This window comes from Stenotrophomonas mori (assembly GCF_023556335.1).
GTDB classification, from domain to species: domain Bacteria; phylum Pseudomonadota; class Gammaproteobacteria; order Xanthomonadales; family Xanthomonadaceae; genus Stenotrophomonas; species Stenotrophomonas mori.
The window spans coordinates 345,983-365,208 of record NZ_JAIKTS010000004.1 but is presented as its reverse complement, the minus strand read 5'-3'; the positions used below and the strand labels follow the sequence as shown (position 1 = coordinate 365,208).

General features: G+C 70.3%; 17 protein-coding genes. 11 read left to right on the top strand and 6 right to left on the bottom strand.

Annotation, left to right across the window (positions count from 1 at the left end):
• Positions 1-31: 31 nt before the first annotated feature.
• The 5 genes from K5L01_RS12920 to putA all read right to left on the bottom strand — a co-directional run bounded on the left by K5L01_RS12920 (position 32) and on the right by putA (position 9,595).
• On the bottom strand, positions 32-2,167 hold the full coding sequence (locus K5L01_RS12920) for a TonB-dependent receptor (protein ID WP_250064951.1): 2,136 nt from the start codon (positions 2,165-2,167) through the stop codon (positions 32-34).
• Between the two features lie 119 nt (positions 2,168-2,286).
• Positions 2,287-4,641: a TonB-dependent receptor gene (locus tag K5L01_RS12915; protein ID WP_250064949.1), complete on the bottom strand. Its 2,355-nt coding sequence runs from the start codon at positions 4,639-4,641 to the stop codon at positions 2,287-2,289.
• 29 nt (positions 4,642-4,670) lie between these two features.
• Entirely contained in the window at positions 4,671-5,711 is a 1,041-nt protein-coding gene (locus K5L01_RS12910) for a FecR family protein (protein ID WP_250064947.1), read from the bottom strand.
• Positions 5,708-6,280, bottom strand: a complete 573-nt coding sequence (locus K5L01_RS12905) for an RNA polymerase sigma factor (RefSeq protein WP_250064945.1) — start codon at positions 6,278-6,280, stop codon at positions 5,708-5,710. The genes K5L01_RS12910 and K5L01_RS12905 overlap by 4 nt, the downstream gene beginning before the upstream one ends.
• 96 nt (positions 6,281-6,376) lie before the next feature.
• Complete coding sequence (gene putA / locus K5L01_RS12900) at positions 6,377-9,595, bottom strand: bifunctional proline dehydrogenase/L-glutamate gamma-semialdehyde dehydrogenase PutA (RefSeq protein WP_250064943.1); 3,219 nt, start codon at positions 9,593-9,595, stop codon at positions 6,377-6,379.
• Between the two features lie 300 nt (positions 9,596-9,895).
• On the opposite strand from putA, the gene K5L01_RS12895 reads away from it, so the two are divergent.
• The 6 genes from K5L01_RS12895 (at position 9,896) to K5L01_RS12875 (ending at position 14,609) form a co-directional block, all read left to right on the top strand.
• Positions 9,896-10,384, top strand: a complete 489-nt coding sequence (locus K5L01_RS12895) for a DUF2244 domain-containing protein (RefSeq protein ID WP_250064941.1) — start codon at positions 9,896-9,898, stop codon at positions 10,382-10,384.
• A gap of 2 nt (positions 10,385-10,386) precedes the next feature.
• Positions 10,387-11,313 (top strand): cytochrome c oxidase subunit II, encoded by a 927-nt coding sequence (gene coxB / locus K5L01_RS12890; protein WP_250064940.1) that lies wholly within the window; start codon positions 10,387-10,389, stop codon positions 11,311-11,313.
• Between the two features lie 64 nt (positions 11,314-11,377).
• Entirely contained in the window at positions 11,378-12,988 is a 1,611-nt protein-coding gene (ctaD, locus tag K5L01_RS12885; protein WP_250064937.1) for a cytochrome c oxidase subunit I, read from the top strand.
• Positions 12,989-12,999: 11 nt separating this feature from the next.
• Entirely contained in the window at positions 13,000-13,134 is a 135-nt protein-coding gene (locus K5L01_RS14915; protein WP_272494193.1) for a hypothetical protein, read from the top strand.
• Complete coding sequence (locus K5L01_RS12880; RefSeq protein WP_250064936.1) at positions 13,131-13,712, top strand: cytochrome c oxidase assembly protein; 582 nt, start codon at positions 13,131-13,133, stop codon at positions 13,710-13,712. The genes K5L01_RS14915 and K5L01_RS12880 overlap by 4 nt, the downstream gene beginning before the upstream one ends.
• Positions 13,713-13,733: 21 nt before the next feature.
• Entirely contained in the window at positions 13,734-14,609 is an 876-nt protein-coding gene (locus K5L01_RS12875; RefSeq protein WP_250064935.1) for a cytochrome c oxidase subunit 3, read from the top strand.
• Between the two features lie 50 nt (positions 14,610-14,659).
• Here K5L01_RS12875 and K5L01_RS12870 read toward each other — a convergent pair whose 3' ends face one another.
• The gene (locus K5L01_RS12870) at positions 14,660-14,878 is read right to left on the bottom strand and encodes a twin transmembrane helix small protein (protein ID WP_055770950.1); all 219 of its coding nucleotides are present in this window, start codon (positions 14,876-14,878) and stop codon (positions 14,660-14,662) included.
• Between the two features lie 57 nt (positions 14,879-14,935).
• Here K5L01_RS12870 and K5L01_RS12865 point away from each other — a divergent pair, with 57 nt between their 5' ends.
• From K5L01_RS12865 to K5L01_RS12845, 5 genes are all read left to right on the top strand, one after another.
• Positions 14,936-15,643: an SURF1 family protein gene (locus K5L01_RS12865; protein WP_250064934.1), complete on the top strand. Its 708-nt coding sequence runs from the start codon at positions 14,936-14,938 to the stop codon at positions 15,641-15,643.
• Between the two features lie 27 nt (positions 15,644-15,670).
• Complete coding sequence (locus tag K5L01_RS12860; protein ID WP_250064932.1) at positions 15,671-16,246, top strand: hypothetical protein; 576 nt, start codon at positions 15,671-15,673, stop codon at positions 16,244-16,246.
• A gap of 10 nt (positions 16,247-16,256) precedes the next feature.
• Complete coding sequence (locus tag K5L01_RS12855; RefSeq protein ID WP_250064930.1) at positions 16,257-17,420, top strand: COX15/CtaA family protein; 1,164 nt, start codon at positions 16,257-16,259, stop codon at positions 17,418-17,420.
• A 4-nt stretch (positions 17,421-17,424) separates the two neighbouring features.
• The gene (gene cyoE / locus K5L01_RS12850; protein WP_250064928.1) at positions 17,425-18,318 is read left to right on the top strand and encodes a heme o synthase; all 894 of its coding nucleotides are present in this window, start codon (positions 17,425-17,427) and stop codon (positions 18,316-18,318) included.
• 105 nt (positions 18,319-18,423) lie between these two features.
• Positions 18,424-19,224 carry a calcium-binding protein gene (locus K5L01_RS12845; RefSeq protein WP_250064926.1) on the top strand — a complete coding sequence of 267 codons (801 nt, stop codon included), beginning with the start codon at positions 18,424-18,426 and terminating at the stop codon, positions 19,222-19,224.
• Positions 19,225-19,226: the final 2 nt, after the last annotated feature.

The following is a 19,226-nucleotide window of genomic DNA, read 5'->3' as shown; positions in this document are numbered from 1 at the left end:
GGTTGCTGATTCCTCATCGGAAGGGGCCGGCTCAGTAGTCGTAGCGGAACATCACGCCGAAGGTGCGCGGCTGCGGGCGGTTGGACGGCCCGTAGCGCAGGAAGCTGCCGTCGCTGGCGTACTCGGTGGCGCCGCGGGCGTTGATGGCGCCGTCCTCGTTGGTGAGGTTGCTGCCGTAGAGGTAGGCGCCCCAGCCGGCGGGCGACTCCAGGCCGACGCGCACGCCGGCCAGGGTGATCGCGTCACCGGGGCTGCCGGCGGTGAGCGCGGTCTTGCGGGCGCTGTCGTGGTGGAGGTTGGCCGAGGCCACGCCGCGCAGCTGGCTGCCGACGTCCCAGCCATAGGACACGCCGGCGTTGATGCTGGTGCTCGGCACGTTGTACACCGGCGTCCCCTTGTTCAGCGGGGTGCCGACGACATCGTCCGAGTAGGTGGCGTCGACGTAGCTGGCGGCCAGCTGCAGGGTCAGGTCGCGGACCGGGGTATAGGCCACGCTCAGCTCGACGCCCTTGTTGCGGGTGCCGTCGGAGTTGACCAGGCCGTTGATCTCCGGGGTGATCGGCACGCGTACCGCAACGTCCTTCCAGTCGCTGTAGAACAGCGCGCCTTCCACCAGCAGCTTGCCGTCGGCGAGGATCGACTTGGCACCCAGCTCGTAGGTCCAGATCGAGTCGGCGGCGATCTGCGACGGCAGGTCCACGCCGTACTGCTGCGCCAGCTGGATCGAGCCGATCGGCTGCAGCTGGCCGGAACGGAAGCCGCGGGCCGCCGAAGCGTACAGCGTGGTGTCGTCGGACGGCTTGTAGGAAACGCTCAGGCGCGGGTTCCAGCTGTCGAAGGTCGCCTTCAGCGACGAGGTGCTGCCGTCGGCGGCGATGTCGGCGGCGTCCACCTTGTCCCGGAAATAGCGCAGGCCGGCGGTGACCGACCAGGCCGGGTTGGGAAGCTTCAGGGTGGCTTCGCCGAACACCGCGTGGGCGTCGTTGGTCTGGCGCGAATCGCTCTCCATGATGCCGGGGATGCTGAGCACGTCGGCGCGGTCGGCCTTGCGCAGGTAGTAGCCCACGGTCCAGTCCAGGGTGTGCTCGCCGGTGGAGGCCCAGCGCAGCTCATGGGTGCGCACGCCGATGTCGATGCTGGCCGCCAGCGGCACGCCCGGGGAGAGGTCGCCGTTCTGCGGGTAGCTCAGGTCGCCGTCGGAGAACGTGTAGACGACCTGCGAGCCGTCCAGTTCCCAGGTGCTGGTCAGGCTGGCCGAATCCCACTGGTTGTCGCTGGCCAGGAAGGAGGCGTTGGTCATGTCGTCGTAGGCGTTGTTGCCCGCCGCGCGCGAGTCGGAGCGGTACTTCCAGTACGCCAGGTCGATGTTCCAGTTGTCGGTCGGCGCGAAGCGCAGCTTGGCGCGCCAGGTGCGCACGTCGCTGCCGTTGACGTTGCGGCGGCCGCTGACGCTGTCGTCGATCCAGCCCGGGGTACGCTCGTCGGTCACCGCCATGCGCAGGGCCAGGCGGTCGTCGAGCAGCGGGACGTTCACGTAGGCCTTGGCGCCGTGGGCGTCGCCGCCGCCCTTGACCGAGGAGGCGTCCAGCTCGACGCCGGCGCCGAAGTGGTTGAACTCCGGCTTGCGGGTGAGGATGCGCACGGTGCCGCCCATCGAGCCCTCGCCGAACAGGGTGCCCTGCGGGCCCTTGAGGATCTCCACGCGGTCGATGTCGAACGAACGCGTATCCGGGTACCAGGGAACGGTGACGCCGGTGAACGGGGTCTCATCGACGTAGTACCCGTTGTCGTTGCCGCCCAGCGAGCTGGACACGCCGCGGATCTGCACCTGGGTGAAGGCGCCGCCGGTGTCGATGGAGGAAGCGCCCGGGGTGATGTTGATCACGTCCACGACGTTGCGCAGGCCCATGGCGTCGATCTGCTCGCCGGTGACCGCGGTGATCGCGATCGGCACGTCGATCTGGCGTTCGTCGCGCTTGCGCGCGGTGACGGTCACGGCCCCGAGGTCGACCGCCTTTTCGGCCTCGACGTCGCGTGCGGCGGCAGGGGACTGGGCCTGGGCGGCCGGCACGCACAGCAGGCCGGCGAGGATCGCCAGCGACAGCCGGTTGCGCAGGGCGCGGGAAGAAGCGGGGGACGGGCCGGTGCCCGGGTGCGGGAATGCCATGGAGGTGCTCCGAAGGGGGTGGAATGCCCGTGCCGGAGACGCAAGACCACATGCGGACGCCGGCACTCAGGTGCCATGACGAACCAGTGCAACAAAAGTGAAATGCGCGGGGCCGGCGCTCAGAAGTGCAGCTGCCACTCCACGCCGACGCTGCGCGGATGCAGCCGCGTGGCCTGGCCGTACTGGCTGCGCGCGTCCACCGCGCCGCGCTCGTCGAACAGGTTGTCCACGCGCAGGTGGGCGCTTCCGGCCGTGGCGAACTGCAGGCCCAGGCGCAGGCCCACCAGGCCGATGGCATCGCCGCGGTCGCCCTGGACCAGCCCGGTCTCGCGCCGGGAATGGACGCTGGCCTGCAGCGCGGTCTCGAACGAGCGGCCGTGCCGCAGCGCGCGGGAGTACGTGGCCGAGCCGGACAGGCTGGCCCGGGGAACGTTGTAGACCCGGCTTCCGCGGCGCAACGGCGTGCCGGGCACGTCGTCCAGGTAGCGGGCGTCCACCAGGGTCGCGCCCAGCTCCATGAGCAGGTTGTCCCGTGGCTGGTAGCTCATGCCCAGCTCGGCGCCCTGCAGCAGCGCGCCGCGCGAGTTGGCCAGGCCGTTGTAGGTGCCGTCGATCGGCACCCGTACCGGCAGGTCGTGCCAACGGCTGCGGAACAGCGCCGCCTGCATCGCCCGCCGGCCGTCGGCCATGACCTGCTTGAGGCCGATCTCGCCCGATGCCAGCCAGTCGGGGCGCAGCGTGTCGGGCAGGTCGACGCCGGCCTGCCGCGCGGCCAGCATCGAATCGGCCGGCTGCAGCTGGCCGGAGCGGAACCCGGTGGAGAGGCTGGCATAGGCCAGGCGCCGGCTGGACAGGTGGCGGGCGATGCCCACCCGCGGGTTGAGGCGCCGGAAGGTGGCGCGCAGGCGGACGTCCTCATCGCCGGCATCGGCATGGCCGTCCACCGCATCGACGAACTGGCGCAGGCCGGCGGTGACCGACCAGCGCCCGTCGCCCGGGCTGAGGGTGGCCTCGCCGAATACCGCATCGGCGCGGTTGGACTGCCGGCTGCGCGCGTCCTGGCGGTCCACCCGCAGGTCGTCGCGCCGCGTCGCGTCGCGCCGCGCGTAGCCGAGGATCCACTCCAGCGGGCCGTTGCCGCTCGAAGCCCAGCGCAGCTCCAGGCTGTCCACCCGGATGCGCAGGCGCGCGTCCAGCCGCGACACCGGAGTGACCATGCCGGCCATGTCGTACCCGAGTTCGGCGCGCGAGGCCGCCAGGGTCAGCCGCGAGGCCGGCAGCTCGACGTTGCTGGAGAGGCTGTCGGCGCGCCAGTGCGAGCGGGTGGACTGCCAGGCATCGCTGCGCAGCCGGTCGCTGGCGGCGTAGCCGCCGCCCGGCGCCCGGGTCAGCGAGCGCATGTGCACCAGGTCGGTCATCCACTGGTCGCTGGCCGCCCAGCGCACCCGCAGCCGCCGGGTGCCGATGCGCTGCTCGTTGATGTCGCGGGGGCCGTCGTCCATGTCGATCCAGCCGGGCAGGGTTTCCTCGGTGGCGACCACGCGCAGCGCCAGCCGGCCGGCGCTCAGCGGCAGGTTGGCCATGACCCTGCCCTGGCTGCCGGTGCCGCCGCCGCGGGTGCTGGACACGCCGACCTGCGCGGTTCCCGCCAGCCGTTCCAGGTCGGGCGGGCGGGTGAGGATGCGCACCGTACCGCCCATCGAGCCTTCGCCGAACAGGGTGCCCTGCGGGCCCTTGAGCACCTCCACCTGTTCCAGGTCGAAGGCGCGGGTATCCGGGTGCCACGGCACGGTGACGCCGGTGAACGGAATGTCGTCCAGGTAGTAGCCGTTGTCGTTGCCGCCCAGCGAGCTGGACACGCCGCGGATCTGCACCTGGGTGAAGGCGGCCCCGGCATCGACGGTGGCCACGCCCGGGGCCAGGCGCAGCGTGTCGGCGACGTTGCCCAGTCCCAGGGCGGCGATGCGCTGGCCGGAGACGACCGACAGCCCGAACGGCACGTCCACCCAGCGTTCGTCGCGCTTGCGCGCCGAGACGACCAGTGGCGCGAAGGTGACGGCCGGATCCTCGGCCTGCACCGGCAGCGCCTGCGCGCGGACCGGCGAGGCGGCGACGGGGGCGGCAACGGTGACCATGCCGTCCTCGATCGCATAGGCATAGCCGCTGCCTTCCAGCAGCCGCCGCAGCGCGGCCTCGGCGGTCATCACCCCGCTCACCGGCACGCTGCGCCGGGTACGGCGCAGTTCCCCGACGGCCGCGAGCTGCAGGCCGGACTGGCGGGAAAACGCCAGCAGCGCTTCGTCCAGCGGCTGGGCCGGAATGCGGTAGGCGCTGCGTGGCGGTGGCGCGGCCTGCGCGGGCAGGGCCAGGCCGCACAGCGCCAGCACCAGCGCCCAGCCGTGCCCGCGTGCGCGCCTGCCGATGACGGGCGCGGTCCACGGAAAGCCACGACGCAGGCGGGCGAAAGCGGGCATGGGCGTGAAGGCGGGAATGCGGGGTGGGATTATCCGTCGGCCAGGCCGCCGCTGGAGGCGGTGCCGGTGCGCAGCAGCAGGATCCGGTCGGTGTCGCGCTGCACCCGCAGGCGCAGCGCGCGCGCCAGCCCGTCGACCCAGCGGTCGATGCCGGCCAGCTCCCAGCGGCCGGTGACCCGCAGTTCGCCCAGGGCGGCGTCCTGCAGCCGGATCGGCGTGGCCGAATAGCGGTTCAGGTCGTCGATCACCCGCGACAGCGGTTCGCCCTGGTAGACCACTTCGCCCTGCCGCCAGGCCATGGCCAGCTCGGCGTTCACCGTCTGCGGCGCCTGCAGGCCGGTGCGCGGGTCGAAGCGGACCATTTCCCCGCGGCCGGCTTCGTAGCGGTCGTGATGGCCGTTGTCCACCTGCACCCGGCCCTCGTCGACCACCACGGTCACCGTATCGCGGCGATCGCGGTCGACGCTGAAGCGGGTCCCCAGGGCGCGGCTGCGGACCCCTTCGGCATCGACCACGAACGGCCGCCGCGGTTCGTGGGCCACACTGAAATGGGCACGGCCGCGCAGCAGCGCCACGTCGCGCTGCCGGGCGTCATAACGGACCTGTACCTGCGAGGCGGCATCCAGCTCCAGGGTCGAGCCATCGGCCAGGACCACCCGCCGCTGTTCGCCGATGGCGGTGGCGAAGGTCTGTGCGGTGGCGCCGGCGGGTGCACGCTGCTGCAGCGCCCACAGGCCGGCGACGCAGAACACCGCGGCACTGGCGGCGACCGCCAGCCAGCGTCCCGCGGCGCGGCGTGGCCGGCGGCCGGTGCGCGCGGTCGATGCCGGTGCAGGTGCAGGTGCCGGAGTGGCGCGGGCCGCGTCCAGTGCCGCCGGGTCCAGGGTGCCGGCGGCCGCCCACAGCGCGGCTAGGTCGTCGAATGCGGAGGCATGGTCCGGTGACGCGGCCATCCACAGGGCCCAGGCTTCCAGTTCGGTGGCGGGCACGTCGTCGTCCTGCAGCCGGATCAACCAGTCGCTGGCGGCCTGCAGGGCGGCTTTGCGGAGGTCCTTGGGTGGGGTGTTCATCGGGGTTCTCCTTCCCACGCGTCCGTGATGCCGTCCAGGCGCTCCTGGCAGTAGGCCAGCGCGCGCGCCACATGGATGCGGACCATGCGCTCGGACAGGCCCAGCACCTCGGCCGCTTCGGCGAAGCTCAATTGTCGCACCCGCACCAGCCGGAACGATTCGGCGCAGTTGGCGGGCAGTTCGGCCAGCAGCGCGGGCAGGCGTTCCACCGCCTGCAGCGCATGGGCGCTGCGGGCGGGATCGCTGCCCGGGTCCGGCCACAGGTCCAGTCCGGCCGGTGCCGGCTGCTCCACATGGGCGCGTTTGCGCAGCAGGTCGGTGGCCAGGTTGTGGGCGATGCGGAACAGGTAGGCGCGGTGGAAGCTGATGGCCGCCTCGTCGCCCAGGTTCAGCAGCTTGGCGTAGGCCTCCTGCGCCACTTCGCGCGCGTCCTCGTAGGACCCCAGCCGCGATTGCAGGACGCGGATCAGGGTCTGGTTGAACTCGCGGACCAGCTGCTCGGCCGACGCGCGTGGCGAGGCGGCCGTGGGCGGTTGCGCGGTGGGGGAGGGGTCGGGGGGAGCGCTCATGCCGTTACTAGACGCGACAAGGCGCGAAAAGTGAAATCCCGCGGCGGCGGCGCCGGCCGCTCCCGGTCCTGGCGGACGGGGAGCGGCGCGCCGGACTCAGTCGCCCAGGGTCAGCAGCGAGGCATTGCCACCGGCCGCGGTGGTGTTCACCGTCACCGTCTTCTCGGTGGCGAAACGCAGCAGGTAGTGCGGGCCGCCGGCCTTGGGGCCGGTGCCGGACAGGCCCTGGCCGCCGAACGGCTGCACGCCGACCACCGCGCCGATCTGGTTGCGGTTGACGTAGACGTTGCCGACCTCCACCCGCGAGGCGATGCGGTCGACGGTGGCGTCGATGCGCGAGTGCACGCCGAGGGTCAGGCCGTAGCCGGTGGCGTTGATCTGCCCGATCACCGCGTCGAGCTGGTCGGCCTTCCAGCGGATCACGTGCAGTACCGGGCCGAAGACCTCGCGGTGCAGCTGGTCCAGGGACGTCAGCTCATAGGCGCGCGGCGCGAAGAAGGTGCCGTGCGCGGTGCCGTCGGGCAGCGGCGTGGCGGCGATCGGGCGCGCCTCCCGGTCCATGCGCGCGGCATGCTCGTGGAGGATGCGCAGCGCATCGTCGTCGATCACCGGGCCGACATCGGTGGACAGCTCGCCCGGGTCGCCGACCTTCAGCTCGGCCATCGCGCCGGCGAGCATGCCCATCACCTTGTCGGCGATGTCGTCCTGAACGAACAGCACGCGCGCGGCCGAGCAGCGCTGGCCGGCCGAGGTGAAGGCCGAGCCGATCGCGTCCTTCACCAGCTGCTCCGGCAGTGCCGAGGAGTCGGCGATGAAGGCGTTCTGGCCGCCGGTCTCGGCGATCAGGATCCCGATCGGAGCGTCGTCGCGTGCCGCCAGCGCCCGGTTGATCGCGCGGGCGGTCTCGGTGGAACCGGTGAAGGCCACCCCGGCCACGCGCGGGTCGGCGGTGAGGGCGGCGCCGACGGTGGCGCCGTCGCCCGGCAGGAACTGCAGCACCTCGGCCGGCACCCCGGCGTCGTGCAGCAGCTTCACCGCGTAATAGCCCACCAGGCTGGTCTGTTCGGCGGGCTTGGCGATGACGCTGTTGCCGGCGGCCAGCGCCGCGCTGACCTGGCCCAGGAAGATCGCCAGCGGGAAGTTCCACGGGCTGATGCAGACGAACACGCCACGGCCGTGCAGCTGCAGCTCGTTGCTCTCGCCGGTGGGGCTGGGAAGGGCCTGGCCGGCGCTGAACTGCTCGCGCGCCTGCTTGGCGTAGTAGCGCAGGAAATCCACGGCCTCGCGTACTTCGGCGACGCTGTCGGGCAGGCTCTTGCCGGCTTCCTTCACGCACAGCGCCATGAACTCGGCGATGCGCGCTTCCAGCTGGTCGGCGGCGCGCTCGAGGAACGCCGCGCGCTGGGCGGCCGGGGTGCGGTTCCAGCCCGGCTGCGCGGCCACCGCATTGGCCAGCGCCTGCTGCACGGTGGCGCTGTCGGCCGGAACCCAGTGGCCGACCACCTCGCGGGTGTCGGCGGGGTTGGTCACCGCCCGCGGAGCGCCGCCGGCGGCGCTGCCCGGCACCAGTGGCGTGGCGCGCCAGCCGTCGCCGCCGGGAAGGGCGGCATCAAGCTGGCCGGCAAGGGCACGCAGGTCGTTGTCGTTGGCGAGGTTGATGCCCATGGAGTTGTTCCTGTCGTGGTTCTGGCTGCGCAGCAGATCGACCGGCAGCGGGATCTTGGGGTGCGGGATGGACGCGAACGAAGACACGGCCTCGACCGGATCGCGGATCAGGTCGTCGATGGACACGTCCTCGTCGGTGATGCGGTTGACGAAGCTGGAGTTGGCGCCGTTCTCCAGCAGGCGGCGCACCAGGTAGGGCAGCAGGTCCTCGTGCGAGCCGACCGGCGCGTAGACCCGGCAGGGCACGTCCAGGCGGTCGGCCGGGATCACCTCGGCATACAGGTCGTCGCCCATGCCATGCAGCTTCTGGTGCTCGTAGGTGCGCCCCTGGGCGATCTGCTTGACCGCGGCGATGGTGGCCGCGTTGTGGGTGGCGAACATCGGGTACAGCACGTCGCCATGGGTGAACAGCCGCTTGGCGCAGGCGAGGTAGGAGACGTCGGTGTTCTGCTTGCGGGTGAACACCGGGTAGCCGGCCATGCCCTCGACCTGGGCGCGCTTGATCTCCGCGTCCCAGTAGGCGCCCTTGACCAGGCGCACCTGCAGCCGGTGGCCGATGCGGCGGGCCAGGTCGGCCAGGTAGTCGATCGTGTACGGGGTGCGCTTCTGGTAGGCCTGCACCACGACGCCGAACCCGTCCCAGCCCTTCAGCGAGGGATCGCCGACGACGCGTTCGATGATGTCCAGCGACAGCTCCAGGCGGTCGGCCTCCTCGGCGTCCACGGTGCAGCCGATGCCGTAGGAACGGGCCAGCTGCGCCAGTTCCAGCACGCCCGGCACCAGGTCGGCCAGCACCCGCTCGCGCTTGGCGTGCTCGTAGCGCGGGTACAGCGCGGAGAGCTTGATCGAGATGCCGTGCGAGCGGGTGACGTCGCCATCGGCCTTGCCGCCGCGGGCGAGGTTGTCGCCGCCGATGGCGTGGATCGCGCGGCGGTAGTCCTCCAGGTAGCGCAGCGCATCCTTCATGGTCAGCGCGCCTTCGCCGAGCATGTCGAAGGAGTAGCGGTACTGAGTGTTGTCGCCCTTGTGCGAGCGCGCCAGGGCCTCCTCGATGGAGCGGCCCATGACGAACTGGTGGCCCATGATCTTCATCGCCTGGCGCACGGCCAGGCGGATCACCGGCTCGCCGACGCGGCCGATCAGGCGCTTGAACGCGCCGTGCACGTCGCGCTTGGTGTCGTCGGCCAGGTCGACCAGGTGCCCGGTCAGCATCAGCCCCCAGGTCGAGGCGTTGACCAGCACCGAGTCGGACTGGCCCATGTGCCGTTTCCAGTCCGCTTCGCCCAGCTTGTCGCGGATCAGCTTGTCGGCGGTGTCCTGGTCCGGAATGCGCAGCAGCGCCTCGGCCACGCACATCAGCAGCACCCCCTCCTCGCTGCCCAGGTCGTACTGGCGCATGAAGGCCTCGATCGCCCCCTGGTGGCGGGCACGGGCGCGCACGCGCCGCACCAGGTCGGCGGCCATGGCCTGCACCTGGGCCTGCTCGGCCGCGGGCAGCCGCGCCTGCTCCAGCAGCTCGCGGACGTGGGTGGTCTCGTCCTTGAGCCAGGCATCGGTGATGGCCTGGCGCAACGCCGGCGGTGCCGGCGGCAGTTCGGGCGAGAGCAGTGGCTGGGCCACGGCGGAGGGGACGGGCGATGTCGCATTCATGGGCATGACCAAATGGGCACCTTGGGATTTGGCCATTTTAATCGAAACGCCGGAATTTCCCAGTCCCCTCATGGTGGGTGATGAAGGTCTCAAACCGTTGTGCCGCAGGGGATTGCGGCGAAATGTAAGGACTTCGTTCAACTGTGCCGAATTCGTCAAATAATCCGACGTCTCCGGCCGGTGGGAGGGCGGTTCCGTGTGTGCGGCGCAGCATCGCGAGGACGATGAATGGCGGCTTGCCGGTGCCTGTGCCGGGGGCTACCATCGAACCCGGTTTCCGCGGTAGGGACGCGGTTGCACATGATCGAGATGCTTGGGCCGTTGGCCGGCCGCTCACATGCGCAGCTGGTGCTGCATCCCCCACGGGCGCTCGGCGCCCGGCAGTTCGTCCTGTTGTTCGCCGCGTTGGCGGGGTTGATGGGGTTTTCGGCGGGCCTGGGCTGGCTGTCCGGAAACGTCTTCGCCCCGGCCTTCGCGTTGTTGCATTGCTTCCTGGTGGGAGCCGCCCTGCGCGCATCGTGGCGCAACGGCGAACGCCGGGAAGAGATCCGGGTAGGGCCGGACTGCGTGGAGGTGATCCCCGCGGCCGGAGGTTCGCCGGTATTCCGCGCGCATCCGTACTGGGTGCGCCTGATGGCCGGGGAGGAACGGGTCCTGCTGGTTTCCAGCGGCAAGCGGGTGGAAGTGGGGAGTTTCCTCGCACCCGCCGAACGTCGGGAACTCGCGGCGGCACTTGAAAGCTTGCTCGCGGCCGGCAACGGCTGCAAACCGACGACGTCAAGGGTCTAGGCATGAAGCAAAGCAGCAGGTGGGGCGGGAAGATGCGGTTCGGGGCCATGCTGGCGGCCATGGTGCTGGCGATGCCCGGCGCATGGGCGCAGTCGGCCGACCCGAAGCCGTGGCAGCTGAACATGGGCAAGGGCGTGACCCATACCGCACGCATGGCGTGGGAAGCGCACATGGTGGTGCTGTGGGTGTGCGCGGTGATCGGCGTGCTGGTGTTCGCGGCGATGGCCTACGCGATCTTCAAGTTCCGCAAGTCCAAGGGCGCGGTGGCCGCGCAGTTCTCCCACAACACCAAGGCCGAGGTCATCTGGACCGTCATCCCGGTCGTCATCCTGGTGGTCATGGCCTGGCCGGCCACCGCCAAGCTGATCGCCATGTACGACTACCGCGATTCCGAGATGACGGTGAAGATCACCGGCTACCAATGGATGTGGAAGTACGAGTACCTGGGCGAGGACGTGTCCTTCACCAGCCGGATGGACCGCAAGTCCGACCAGATCCGCCAGAGCGGCGCGGTGCCGACCCTGGCCGGCGATCCCCACTACCTGCTGGACGTGGACAACCCGCTGGTGCTGCCGGTGGACACCAAGGTCCGCTTCGTCATCACCTCCGACGACGTGGTCCATGCCTGGTGGGTGCCGGCGCTGGGCTGGAAGCAGGACGCGGTGCCGGGCTTCATCAACGAGCGCTGGACCAACATCGAGCGCGAGGGCGTCTACCGCGGCCAGTGCGCCGAGTTGTGCGGCAAGGACCACGGCTTCATGCCGATCGTGGTCAAGGCCGTGTCCAAGGACGAGTTCAAGACCTGGCTGGCGGCGCGCAAGCCGGCGCCCGCGGCCGATCCCGCGGCGGAGGCCGACGAGGCCGCCCCCGATCCCGATGCAGCGCCGCCGGAAGCGGCGGCGGTGGAGTCCGATACCGTCGGCGCCTGATACCACTGCGTGCCGGCCGGCGCCGGCGCGATGCCCGGAAACTGGATAACGAGGTGTAGTTGCAATGGCGAACTCCGCAGTGGACCACTCCGACCATCACGGCCATCAACAGAGCTTCTTCGAGCGGTGGTTCTTCTCCACCAACCACAAGGACATCGGCACGCTGTACCTGCTCTTCAGCTTCCTGATGTTCATCATCGGCGGCGCGATGAGCGTGATCATCCGCCTGGAGCTGGCGCAGCCCGGCCTGCAGTACGTCAAGCCGGAATTCTTCAACCAGATGACCACCGTGCATGCGCTGGTGATGATCTTCGGCGGCGTGATGCCGGCGTTCGTCGGCCTGGCCAACTGGATGATCCCGCTGCAGATCGGCGCGCCGGACATGGCGCTGCCGCGCATGAACAACTGGTCGTTCTGGCTGCTGCCGGTGGCCTTCACCCTGCTGCTGCTGACCCTGTTCCTGCCGGGCGGCGCGCCCGCCGGCGGCTGGACCATGTACCCGCCGCTGTCGCTGCAGGGCGGCTACAACGTGGCCTTCAGCGTGTTCGCGATCCACGTGGCCGGCATCAGCTCGATCATGGGCGCGATCAACATCATCGCCACCGTGCTCAACATGCGCGCGCCGGGCATCGACCTGCTGAAGATGCCGATCTTCTGCTGGACCTGGCTGATCACCGCGTTCCTGCTGATCGCGGTGATGCCGGTGCTGGCCGGTGCGGTGACCATGCTGCTGACCGACAAGTTCTTCGGTACCAGCTTCTTCAACGCCGCCGGCGGCGGCGACCCGGTGATGTACCAGCACATCTTCTGGTTCTTCGGGCACCCCGAGGTCTACATCATGATCCTGCCGGCGTTCGGCGTGATCAGCGAGATCATCCCGACCTTCAGCCGCAAGCCGCTGTTCGGCTACCAGGCCATGGTGTACGCCACCGCCGCCATCGCGTTCCTGTCGTTCATCGTCTGGGCGCACCACATGTTCACGGTGGGCATGCCGCTGGGCGGCGAGATCTACTTCATGTTCGCCACCATGCTGATCTCGATCCCGACCGGGGTGAAGGTGTTCAACTGGGTCAGCACCATGTGGGAGGGCTCGCTGACGTTCGAGACGCCGATGCTGTTCTCGATCTCCTTCGTCGTGCTGTTCACCATCGGCGGCTTCTCCGGGCTGATGCTGGCGATCGTGCCGGCCGACTTCCAGTACCACGACACGTACTTCGTGGTCGCGCACTTCCACTACGTGCTGGTGACCGGCGCGGTGCTGGCGCTGATCGCCGCGGTCTACTACTGGTGGCCGAAGTGGACCGGGCGCATGTACAACGAGTTCTGGGGCAAGGTGCACTTCTGGTGGACCATGGTGTTCGTCAACCTGCTGTTCTTCCCGCAGCACTTCCTCGGCCTGGCCGGCATGCCGCGCCGCATTCCCGACTACAACCCGGTGTTCGCGGACTGGAACCTGGTCAGCTCGATCGGTGCGTTCGGCATGTTCGCCACCCCGTTCCTGATGGCGGCGATCCTGCTGTCGTCGCTGCGCAGCGGCCAGCGCGCCGAGGCCAGGGCCTGGGAGAGCGCCAAGGGCCTTGAATGGACGGTGCCGTCGCCGGCCCCGGCGCACACCTTCACCGTGCCACCGGTGCTGCAGCCGGGCGACCTGGCCCATGACGACATCAGCCACTGAGGGGCGCGCAGATGACTAGACCCGATTGGCAACCCGACGAACTGGCGCTGCGCCGCCGCCGCTCGCGGCGCACGGCGCTGGTGGTGGCCGCGGTGGCGGTGGCGGTCTACGTGGGCTTCATCCTGTCCGGAGTGCTGGCGCATTGACCACTCCCGCGCCCCGGCCCGACCGCAACGCCGGCCTGCTCCGGCTGCTCGGCGTGGCGCTGGGCGTGTTCGTGCTGACCTTCTCGCTGGTGCCGCTGTACCGCATCGCCTGCGAGAAGGTGTTCGGCGTGCGGCTTGAGCGCGGTGCCAGCCAGGGCGGCACCGCGCGGGCCGCACCTGCCGACCGGGTGGTGCGGGTCGAGTTCGACGGTGGCGTCAACTCCAAGCTGCCGTGGGCCTTCCGGCCCGAGAAGCTGACCATGGACGTGGTCCCGGGCGAGCTCAACGAAGCCCTGTATTTCGCCCGCAACGAGAGCGACCAGGCCATCGTCGGCAGCGCGGTGCCGTCGGTGGCGCCGGCGCGCGCTTCCGGCTATTTCAACAAGACCGAATGCTTCTGCTTCACCGCGCAGACCCTGCTGGCCGGGGAACAGCGCGAGATGCCGGTGCGCTTCATCGTCGATCCGGACCTGCCGGCCGACGTGCGGACCATCACCCTGTCCTACACCTTCTACAAGAACGACGCGCTGACGGCGCAGCTGGCCGCGGCCGGCGGCTCACCGCAGGCGGCCCCCTGACCACGAACCCGGAAGCGAGCCATGGCCCACAACACGCCTGATGCCAACGTCTACTTCGTGCCGAAACAGAGCCGCTGGCCGTTCGCCGGCTCCCTGTCGATGCTGGTGCTGATGGTCGGGGTGGCCAGCTGGCTCAACGACGTCAGCTGGGGCCGCTGGACCTTCTTCGTCGGCCTGGCGATGCTGGTGTTCACCCTGTTCCTGTGGTTCGGCGACGTGATCCGCGAATCGGTCGCCGGCAACTACAACCGCCAGGTCGACGGCTCGTTCCGCATGGGGATGATCTGGTTCATCTTCTCCGAAGTGATGTTCTTCGGCGCCTTCTTCGGCGCGCTGTTCTACACCCGGACCTTCGGCGTGCCCTGGCTGGGCGGCGAGGGCCAGGGGGTGATGACCAACGAACTGCTGTGGGACGGCTACTCGGCCGCCTGGCCCAGCAACGGTCCCGGCGCCGTCGGCGGCCTGTTCCAGACCATCCCGGCCTGGGGCCTGCCGCTGGTCAACACCCTGATCCTGCTGACCTCCGGCGCGACCCTGACCATCGCCCACCATGCGCTCAAGGCCGGCAACCGCCGGCAGCTGCTGGTGTGGCTGGGCGCCACGGTGCTGCTGGGCTGCGTGTTCCTGTTCTTCCAGGCCGAGGAATACGTCCACGCCTACAGCGAGCTCAACCTGACGATGGGCTCGGGCATCTATGGGTCGACCTTCTTCATGCTCACCGGCTTCCACGGCGTGCACGTGGCGCTGGGCACGCTGATGCTGATCGTGATGTGGTTCCGGGCGGCGAAGGGGCACTTCACCCGCGACAACCATTTCGGCTTCGAGGCCGCGGCCTGGTACTGGCACTTCGTCGACGTGGTGTGGCTGATGCTGTTCCTATTCGTCTACGTGCTCTGAGCCGGGGTGGCGGCGGCTGACCGCCGCCGCCCTGCGGCCCCCGGCGGCGGTCAGCCGCCGACGCCGTGGGGCCTGATCCAGCCGCTGTAGATGCCCAGCACCACCAGCAGGATCAGCACCACCGACAACACGATGCGCCGGGTCAGCGCGTTCACGGTGCGCTTGGTCTGGCCGCGGTCGATCATCAGGTAGTACAGCCCGGCCCCAAGATTCCAGACGATGACGATCAGGAACGCGATCACCAGCAGTGTCTTCAGCGAATCGTTCATGCACGGCTCGAAGAGTGGGAAGGCGCTGCTATCTCACCTGCTCGCGGCGTACTTGTCATGACGCGACAGCACACGGGCCTGCTCGGCGGGCTGCTGGCGGTGGTGGTCGCGGCCGCGTTCATCGCGCTGGGCGTCTGGCAGCTGCAGCGGATGCACGAAAAGCAGGCGCTGCTGTCGCAGCTGCCACCGGACCGCAGCCAGGCCCGGTCGCTGCCACAGGCCGCGCAGGACCCGGCGGCGCTGCAGTGGGTGCACGACCGGCTGGAGTTCCTGCCGGCGACCGTGCTGCTGGACAACCAGCTGCGCGACGGCCGTGCCGGGCTGAAGGTCTACCAGGCCGCACGCGCCGGCGGCACGGTGGTGCTGGTGGACCTGGGCTGGCTGCCGCTGTCCCCCGACCGCCGGTTGCCGGCGATCACCGCGCTGCAGGGCCGGATCGAGGTGCAGGGCCTGTGGGCACCGGCGCCCGCGGCGGGCCTGGCCCTGGGACCGGCGGTGGGCGGGACCGCGCAGCCGCGGGTATGGCTGGCCACGCGGCTGGATCCGGCGGCCATCGGCGAGCACCTGGCGCTGCCCGGCCTGGCCGCGCAGGTGCTGCGGCTGGATCCGGCGTCGCCACTGGGCCATGCGCGCGACCTGGAGCTGCTCCCCAACACCCTGCCGCCCTCGCGGCACCTCGGCTACGCGGTGCAATGGTTCGCCCTGGCGGCCGCGGTGCTGGTGATCGCGGCGGTGCTGGCCTGGCGCCGCCGCCGCGGGCGTTGACCGCCCAGCCATGGGAAGATGCCGCACATGAACGCTCCCACCCCGGAACTGACCGCCGGACGCGCCCGCGGCCGCCGCGTGCTGCTGCTGATCTTCGCGATGTTCTTCGGTTCGATGGCCCTGGCCGGCGCCCTGCGCTTTTCCGGCTGGATGCCGCAGGTCAAGCGCAACCACGGGCAGCTGCTGCAGCCACCGCCGGACCTGCGCCAGGAGCAGCCACGGCTGGCCGACGGCCGCCCGTATGCCTGGGACCCGTCCGCGCGGCTGTGGCGCATCGTGCTGGCACCGCCGGCCGACTGCGCGCCGGCCTGCGTCACTTTGTCGCAGCAGCTGGACAAGGTGTGGCGGCTGTTCGGCCATAACGCCGATAATGTGCAGATACTGTGGCTGGGCTCGCCGCCGGAGCAGGTGGCGGCCCTGCCGGCGTTGCAGGTGCTGCAGGCCTCGCCGGCGCTGCGGGCGAAGCTGCCCGGGGTGGACGACCCCGCCGGCATCCCGGTGTACGTGATCGACCCCAACGGCTTCGTGGTACTGCGCTATGCCCCCGGTTTCGATCCGGGCGGACTGCGCACCGACCTTTCCAGGCTGTTGAAACTGAAGTGAGTTCCGTTCGATGAATGCCCCCGCGCGTCCGGCGCTGTACCGCAATTTCCACCGCCTGGCCTGGTTCGCGTTGATCATGACCGCCAGCACGATCATGTTCGGATCGTTCGTGCGCCTCTCCGACGCCGGCCTGAGCTGCCCGGACTGGCCGACCTGCTATGGCCGCGTCACCTGGCCGCAGACCCAGGTCGAGGCGGCGCAGCACGTGGCCAGCGAGATCCGCCCGCTGGAAAGCCACAAGGCCTGGCGCGAGCAGGTGCACCGCTTCCTGGCCGGGCTGCTGGGCGTGGAGGTGCTGGTGCTGGCGCTGCTGGCGGCCCGCCGGCGCCCCCGCGGGCTGGCGCAGGTGGTCGCCGCCTCGGTGCTGGTGGCGCTGGCGATACCGTTGTACATGCGCGGCGAGTACATGGCCTCCAGCGTGCTGGCCGTGGGCGGCGAGGCGATCCTGCTGCTGGCGGCGCTGCGCTGGTCCAACATCGACCTGGCACGCGCCGCGGCGTTGACCCTGGCGGTGGTGATCTTCCAGGCGCTGCTGGGGATGTGGACGGTCACCTGGCTGCTCAAGCCCATCGTGGTGATGGGCCACCTGCTCGGCGGCATGCTCATGTTCGGCCTGCTGGTGTGGATGGCGTGGAAGGCCACCCACCTGCCGATCACCCTGGCGCAGGCGCCGCGGCTGCGCTGGTGGCTGCGCATCGGGCTGGCGCTGCTGGTCCTGCAGATCGCCCTGGGCGGCTGGGTCAGCGCCAACTACGCGGCGCTGGCCTGCGGCGGCGGCAGCGCCTCGCTGGACAACTTCCCGCGCTGCGTGAGCCAGTGGTGGCCGCAGCAGAACTACGGCGAAGGCTTCACCCTGTGGCGCGGCATCGGCGTGGACTACGAAGGCGGAGTGCTCGATGGCGCCTCCCGCATCGCCATCCAGATGGCGCACCGGATGATGGCGGTGGTGGTGGCGCTGTACCTGCTGGTGCTGTCGCTGCGCATGTACCGCCTGCCGGGCATGCGTGGCTGGGCCGCGGCGCTGGGCGTGCTGGTGCTGCTGCAGGTGGCGCTGGGGGTGCTCAACGTCAAGCTCTCGCTGCCGCTGGCGGTGGCGGTGATGCACAACAGCGGCGCCGTGTTCCTGTTGTTCGTGCTGGTCTCGCTGCTGGCGCGCCTGCGCGCCCCGGAGTGAGACGATGAGTGCGACGTTGCGTGATTACTGGGACCTGACCAAGCCCAAGGTGGTGGCCCTGATCGTGTTCACCGCGCTGGTGGGCATGTTCCTGGCGGTGCCGGGCTGGCCGACCGCGGCCCAGGTGGCCACCGGGGCCATCGGCTTCCTCGGCATCTGGCTGGCGGCGGCGGCGGCGGCGGCGATCAACCAGTTGCTGGACGCGCGCATCGACGCGCAGATGGCGCGCACCTCGTGGCGGCCGCTGGTGGTCGGCAAGGTGTCGCCACGGCAGGTGCTGGTGTTCGCCGCCGCGCTGACCGCGCTGTCGATGACCATCCTGGTGCTGTGGGTGAACGTCATCACCGCGGTGCTCACCTTCGCCTCGCTGATCGGCTATGCGGTGGTCTACACCGTGTACCTCAAGCGCGCGACGTCGCAAAACATCGTCATCGGCGGACTTGCCGGGGCCACGCCGCCCCTGCTGGGCTGGGCGGCGATCACCGGCATGCAGGGCAGTTCCGACTGGGCCTACGCGTCGTTGCTGGTGCTGATCATCTTCATCTGGACGCCGCCGCACTTCTGGGCGCTGGCGATCTTCCGTCGCGTGGACTACGCCAAGGCGGCGGTGCCGATGCTGCCGGTGACCCACGGCGTGGTGCATACCCGCCGGCAGATCCTGGCCTACTCGCTGGTGCTGGCGGTGGTGACGCTGCTGCCGGTGGCCATCGGCATGAGCGGCCTGTTCTACCTTGGCGGCGCGATCGTGCTCAACCTCGTGTTCCTGTGGTACGCGTGGAAGATGCTGGATCCGCCGGACGAGATGTTCAACATGCAGATGTTCGGCTACTCGGTGGTCTACCTGATGGCGCTGTTCGCCTTCCTGCTGGTGGACCACTGGATCCTGCCCTGGGTGTGACGGGCCGGACCGGCCGAGCGCGCGGCCCGCGCCTTCCATGGACGGTGCCCGCCACCTGCTCCGCCCTCTTCGGGGTTTCCGGGGAAGGAGTGCGCAGGGCTGCCGATGATCGTCCGCTGGGCCGCCGCGGTGCTGTCGGCGCTGGGCATGGCCGCGGCTGCGCAGGCGGAGGACGCGGCCGGGCAGATCCGCGCGCATGCCGGTGAGCATCGCGTCATCGTGCTCGGGGAACGGCACGGCACGCGCGAGGTCCCGGCGCTGGTCCGGGAGCTGATCGAGGCCTACGCCGCCGACGGCCTGCCGGTGCGCCTGGCGCTGGAGCTGCCGACCAGCGAGAACCCCGCGCTGGCGGCCTATATGGCCTCCACGGGTACGGCCGAGGCGCGCACCGCGCTGCGAGGCACGGCGTACTGGAATGTCCGCGGCCGGTGGCATGACGGCCGTCGCAACGAGGACGTGCTCGACCTGGTCGAGGCGGCACGCGCGCTGCGTGCGCGGGGGCGCGATGTGCAGGCATTCGGTTTCGACCGCGTGCTGCCGGCTGCACTGGCCGGCACCGGCGCACGCGACCGGGCGATGGCCGGCAAGGTCCGCGCACGCGCACGGGCCTTGCCGGGAAACGGGCGGCTGCTGGTGCTGACCGGCAACCTGCATGGCATGCGCACGCAGCCGGAATGGCTTGCGTATCCACCGATGACGGCGCTGCTGATCTACAACATCCACATCGAAGCGCGCAGCGGAGAGAGTTGGGCATGCACCGCCGCGCAGCGGTGCGGTGCGCGGCCGGTGGGCAACGGCGGTGCGGGATCGTCCCGGCGGGATACCGCCGACGACCGCAGCTACGACCTGTCGGTCTGGCTGCCGGTGTTCAGCGTGGCCCGGCTCCTGGACGGCGGCCCGGGCTGATG